6 protein-coding genes are annotated in these 4,629 nt (G+C 61.5%); 3 read left to right on the forward strand and 3 right to left on the reverse strand.

Going from position 1 to position 4,629, the window contains the following annotated elements; translation table 11 throughout:
• Positions 1–92: 92 nt before the first annotated feature.
• Positions 93–1,025: an ABC transporter permease gene (locus tag C446_RS15470; RefSeq protein WP_006674071.1), complete on the forward strand. Its 933-nt coding sequence runs from the start codon at positions 93–95 to the stop codon at positions 1,023–1,025.
• Positions 1,018–1,824 carry an ABC transporter permease gene (locus C446_RS15475; protein ID WP_006674072.1) on the forward strand — a complete coding sequence of 269 codons (807 nt, stop codon included), beginning with the start codon at positions 1,018–1,020 and terminating at the stop codon, positions 1,822–1,824. Before C446_RS15470 ends, C446_RS15475 begins: the two co-directional genes overlap by 8 nt.
• Positions 1,825–1,941: 117 nt before the next feature.
• On the opposite strand, the gene C446_RS18245 is transcribed toward C446_RS15475, so the two are convergent.
• Together C446_RS18245 and C446_RS15485 are read right to left on the reverse strand one after the other, a co-directional pair.
• Positions 1,942–2,394, reverse strand: coding sequence for an Hsp20/alpha crystallin family protein (locus tag C446_RS18245; RefSeq protein WP_160162980.1), 453 nt, complete (start codon positions 2,392–2,394; stop codon positions 1,942–1,944).
• Positions 2,395–2,414: 20 nt separating this feature from the next.
• Complete coding sequence (locus C446_RS15485; protein WP_049920282.1) at positions 2,415–2,726, reverse strand: hypothetical protein; 312 nt, start codon at positions 2,724–2,726, stop codon at positions 2,415–2,417.
• Positions 2,727–2,798: 72 nt separating this feature from the next.
• Here C446_RS15485 and C446_RS15490 point away from each other — a divergent pair, with 72 nt between their 5' ends.
• Positions 2,799–3,101: a hypothetical protein gene (locus C446_RS15490; protein ID WP_006674075.1), complete on the forward strand. Its 303-nt coding sequence runs from the start codon at positions 2,799–2,801 to the stop codon at positions 3,099–3,101.
• A 396-nt stretch (positions 3,102–3,497) separates the two neighbouring features.
• On the opposite strand, the gene C446_RS15495 is transcribed toward C446_RS15490, so the two are convergent.
• Positions 3,498–4,629: MBL fold/beta-CASP domain-containing RNA metallo-hydrolase (locus tag C446_RS15495; RefSeq protein ID WP_006674076.1), on the reverse strand; the 1,132-nt coding region annotated here is incomplete at its 5' end.

The raw sequence follows: 4,629 nt of genomic DNA on the forward strand, positions 1-4,629 counted from the left end.
ATCCCTGTCAGTCGGCGACGAGATTCGCATCGAGTGGAACGGAAGCGACGTTCTGGCGTTCCACAGTGACGGAACGCGGGTCGGGAACTAGGATGTCGGACGCGAACACACACTCCGGTCTCGCGGGATCGATCGGTGCGGCGCTTTCGAATCTCCCGACCCCCGCGGAGCTGTCGAGTGCGAACAGGGCCCTGCTGTTGCTGGCACCGCTGCTCGTGTTCGAACTGCTTATCTTCGTCGTGCCGTTTTTCATCCTGCTGCGAATCAGCTTCACCGAGAGCGCGGACGACACCGTCTACGAGGCGGGCACTTGGTCGCTCGAGGCGTACGGCGAAGTGTTCACCAGCGGGCTGTTGCGCGACATTATCCTGTACTCGTTCCAGCTCGGGGTCATCGTGACGGTGCTGTCCGTCGTCATCGGGCTGTTCTACGCCTACGCGATCTGGCGCTCGAGCGGGATCGTCAAATCCCTGTTGCTGTTGTCGGTAGTCATGCCACTGCTGACGACGCTGGTCATCAGGACCTACGCGTTCACGCCGCTGCTGTCCCCGACCGGGACGCTCAACGACGTGCTCCTCTCGCTTGGATTCCTCTCGGAGCCGGTCCAGTTCGTCCCCGCGACGATCGGGGCTGTCGTCGGCCAACTGTACATCGTCCTCCCGTACGCCGTGTTGGCGATCTACAGCGTGATGGCGACGATGGACTGGGGTCTCGTCGAGGCTGCACGCGATCTCGGCGCGAGCCGGCCGCGCTCGTTCTTCGAGGTCGTGCTCCCGCAGGTGATGCCGGGAATCAGCGTCGCGGCAGTGATCTCGTTCGCCTGGAGCGTCGGGGCCTACGCGGCACCGGATCTCCTCTCGAACGGCATCACGTTCGCCGTCCACGCGGAGGACCTGATGCTCAGCGACATGCGCTACTCGCTTGCGGCCGCGCTGTCGGTCGTCATGCTGCTTGCGATGCTGATCGGCGTCGCACTCATTTCGGCCGTCCTCAGCCGCTTCGGAGGTGACTTCGACCTTGCATAGAGAGACCTTAGAAACGATCGCGTTCCGCGCCGGCTACCTGGCGCTGTTTGCATTCTTGCTGTTACCGCTGATCGTCGTCGTCGCGACACCGTTCGCGGCGTCCGGCCGTCTCGCGTTCCCACCCGAGAGCTACTCGCTTGCGTGGTACGCCGAGTTCTTCAACGACGTTCGGTGGCTCACGGCGTTCGAGAACAGCATCATCGTCGGCGTCGGGACGGCGATCCTCGCGACGGTCCTGGGCGTCCTGGCCGCGTTCGGTCAGGAACTCGACGAGGGAAGTCGGATCGGATCGATCGTCGGCCCGCTCGTCTTGATCCCGCTGCTGATTCCCCCGGTAATCCTGGGCATCACACTGCTGATGTACTTCAGCGAGATCGGTATTCGGGGTTCGTACGTGACCCTCGTGCTCGCACACACCCTGTGGGCGACGCCGCTGGTTTACTTCGTGATGCGGTCGGTGTTCAGCCGGTTCGACTGGCAGCAACTCGATGCGGCGTCCGACCTCGGTGCGGGCCCGGTCCAGTCGTTCGTCCACGTCGTCCTGCCGAACGTGAAACACGGCGTGTTCGTCGGCGGACTGCTGGCGTTTATCATCAGCCTTCAGGAGTTCGTGATGGCGCTTTTCCTCTCGACGGCGAGTACCGAAACCATTCCGGTGCTCGCCTGGACCGAGATCCGGCAGGCACTCGATCCGATGGTCAGCGTCGTCTCGACGTTCCTCATCCTGTTCTCGCTGGTCGCGCTCGCGCTCGCGGTCGTCGCGACGAACCTCGAGTGGGTCTCGAAGCAGTTGTCCTAACTTCGTTTCCGTTTCCGTTTCCGTCCCACTTTTTCTCTCCCTCGAGATACGACGACACGGCAAGATAACGACGAGTCCGATCTCGACAGCAAAAAATGCGAACGACGTCGAAGTCGATTACTCCGGATCGAACGGAATTTCCACGTAGTGATCTACCGAAGCCTTCGGGAGTTCTACCCTACAGACACCGTCTTCGTAACTCGCCCGAGCGCCGTTGGTCTTGACCGAAATCGGTAGCGGAATGGATCGCTTGACGTGTTCGGTCCGCTCGTTGAGGAGGACCTGTCTGTCCTCCCCGATCTCACCCTGACGCTCCGCCGATACGACGAGGGCGTTCTGGTCGGTTCGAACGCTAATCTCCTCCTCTTTGAACCCCGGAAGATCGATCAACACCTGGATATCGTCCTCTCCCTCGAGGAGATCGACGGCCGGATGTGAGTGGGGCCGGGGGGTCGGATCGCCGGACGGGCGACCGGACGCTGCGTTTCCTTGCCCAGGCTGCCATCCAGGGTCCTGCTGGACCACTGAATACGTTTTCTCGGCCTCCGAATCGGTTTGCCCTGATGGCATTGACATGGTATCACTTCCGCTTACTGCTGGCTTTGGCCGTACTGGCCCTGCTGGCCTCGCTGCTGGAACTGCCAGTTACCCTGCTGTTCGAACTGGCCGGTCCGTTGCGAGATTTCGGACCCGATCTCTTCGATAGCCAGCTGGGCCTCCGAGATCGCCCGCTGAACCTCGGGGATGTCGGTGCCCTGCTGCTGTAGTTGCTGAATACCCTGCTGAACGGACTCCTGTACGGCCTGACCCATGGATTTGGCAAACGGGGATTGCCGGAGCAGCAGTTTCTTTTCGAGGTCGGCAACGATGGCGAGGTCGGCACAGATGCGTGCGACGTCCATTCGACCGTTCTCTAGGGAGTTCGTTCGAGCGAACTGAAGCGCAGTCTCGAACCGATCCAGGGTCATCGCAGTTTGGCGGCGATCTTGCTGGCCTTGCTGGCCTTGCTGGCCTTGCTGGCCTTGCTGGCCTTGCTGGCCTTGCTGGCCTTGCTGCATCTGCTGGGGCTGCCCGACGTTGCCGCCGAATTGTTCGCCCATACCGTACATCGACTGCTGTCGAGGCTGTTGTTGCTGACCTTGCTGCTGACTGTGTATCTGCTGTGGCTGCTGTTGGCGCTGTTGCTGTCGTCGCTGCTGCTGTGGTTGTTGCTGTCGCTGCTGGTTCTGTGGCTGCTGGTCGTGTGTCTGCTGGCGCTGCTGTGGCTGTGGCTGTAGCTGGTGCTGTGACATCGGTAACACTCTCCGTTACCCGGACGGATTCCCCGACCGCCCAGGCGATCCTCCCTACCTCCGCTGAGTACAAAAAACACTATTGGGGACAAGGTTACTGGTGTATCTTCTGAATAGATGAGTTCGGATTGGAAATGAATGTGATTATACTGTCAGTAGACGACGATACTTTCGTGGTTTTCGCAGCGACTCGAGTAGGCGTCGCCCCCGTCACAACGGGCACCCGGCCAGTTCCCTGATCTGCTGGAGGCCTTCCGAAGCCACACCGCGTCGGTTCTTTTCTATGGCGATGCCCCGGGTACGACTGCTACTGTGAGAATCCAAAGCCGGTCTGACGATCGGGACTTTCCCAGAACGGACAGCGACGAAGGGGGACCCGGGTTACAGGAAACGGAACGTCTCGAGGTTCTTCGGCGCGAACGTCCGCATGTTGTAATCGTGATACAGCGCCGAGGAGAGATCCTGGGCGGAGCGTTCGTCACCGTGGACACAGAGCACCTTCTCGGGACGGGGATTCATCGTCTTCACGAAGTTCTCGAGGCCGGCGCGGTCTGCGTGGCCGGAGAAGCCGTCGACGGTTTCGACGTCGACGTTCAACTGGAGGGTTCCGCGGCCGTTGTTCCCGCCCATCGCCCCGACCTCGCTTGTCGGAATCTCGTCCCACCCGTTCTGGATGCGGCGACCGAGGGTCCCCTGGGCCTGGTAGCCGACGAAGACGAGCTTCGAGTCCGGATCGGGACCGATATGAGAGAGCCAGGACATGATCGGGCCGCCGGTGACCATACCCGACGTCGAGAGGACGATACAGGGGCCACCGTCGGCGACATCCTGTCGCTCCTCCTCGCCGCCGTCGATGTGGTTGAACTCCTCGGCGAGGAACGGGTTCTCGTCTTCGTGGAAGATGCGGTCGCGCAGTTCGTCACGCAGGTATTCGGGGTAGGTCGTGTGGATGGCCGTCGCCTCCCAGATCATCCCGTCCAGGTGGACCGGCATGGACGGAATCTCGCCCTCGCGCATCGCCTCTTCGATGACGAGCATGATTTCCTGGGAGCGCCCGACGGCGAACGCGGGAATGAGGACTTTCCCGTCTTGCTCGTAGGCCTCGTTGATGACACGCTTGAGCTTCTCCTCGGAGTCTTCCTGGTCGGTCTGGTAGTCGTTGCGACCCCCGTAGGTCGACTCGAGGACGAGCGTCTCGACCCGCGGGAAGTCGTTGACCGCGCCGTTGAACAGCCGGGTGTCCTCGTAGTGGATGTCGCCGGAGAAACAGACGTTGTAGAGGCCGTCACCGATGTGGAAATGCGAGACCGCCGAACCGAGAATGTGACCGGCGTTGTGCAGCGTGAGTTTGACATCCGGCGCGATGTCGGTGACGTCGCCGTACTCGAGCGGAATGCAGTGTTTGATCGCCTCGCGGACCTGCTCGGAGTCGTAGGGTGGGGTGCGACCTTCCTTGGCCGCGACGTCCAAGTAATCGAGCGTCAGTAGTCCCATCAGGTCCCGTGTTGGTTCG

Origin of the sequence: Halobiforma nitratireducens JCM 10879 (assembly GCF_000337895.1) — an archaeon.
Classification (GTDB): Archaea; Halobacteriota; Halobacteria; order Halobacteriales; family Natrialbaceae; genus Natronobacterium; species Natronobacterium nitratireducens.

Bases quoted from the DNA above. Each gene is read 5' to 3' on its own strand.
- C446_RS15485 (WP_049920282.1), bottom strand. From the start codon at position 2,726: ATGGACGTCGCACGCATCTGTGCCGACCTCGCCATCGTTGCCGACCTC.
- C446_RS18245 (WP_160162980.1), bottom strand. From the start codon at position 2,394: ATGCCATCAGGGCAAACCGATTCGGAGGCCGAGAAAACGTATTCAGTG.
- C446_RS15470 (WP_006674071.1), top strand. From the start codon at position 93: ATGTCGGACGCGAACACACACTCCGGTCTCGCGGGATCGATCGGTGCG.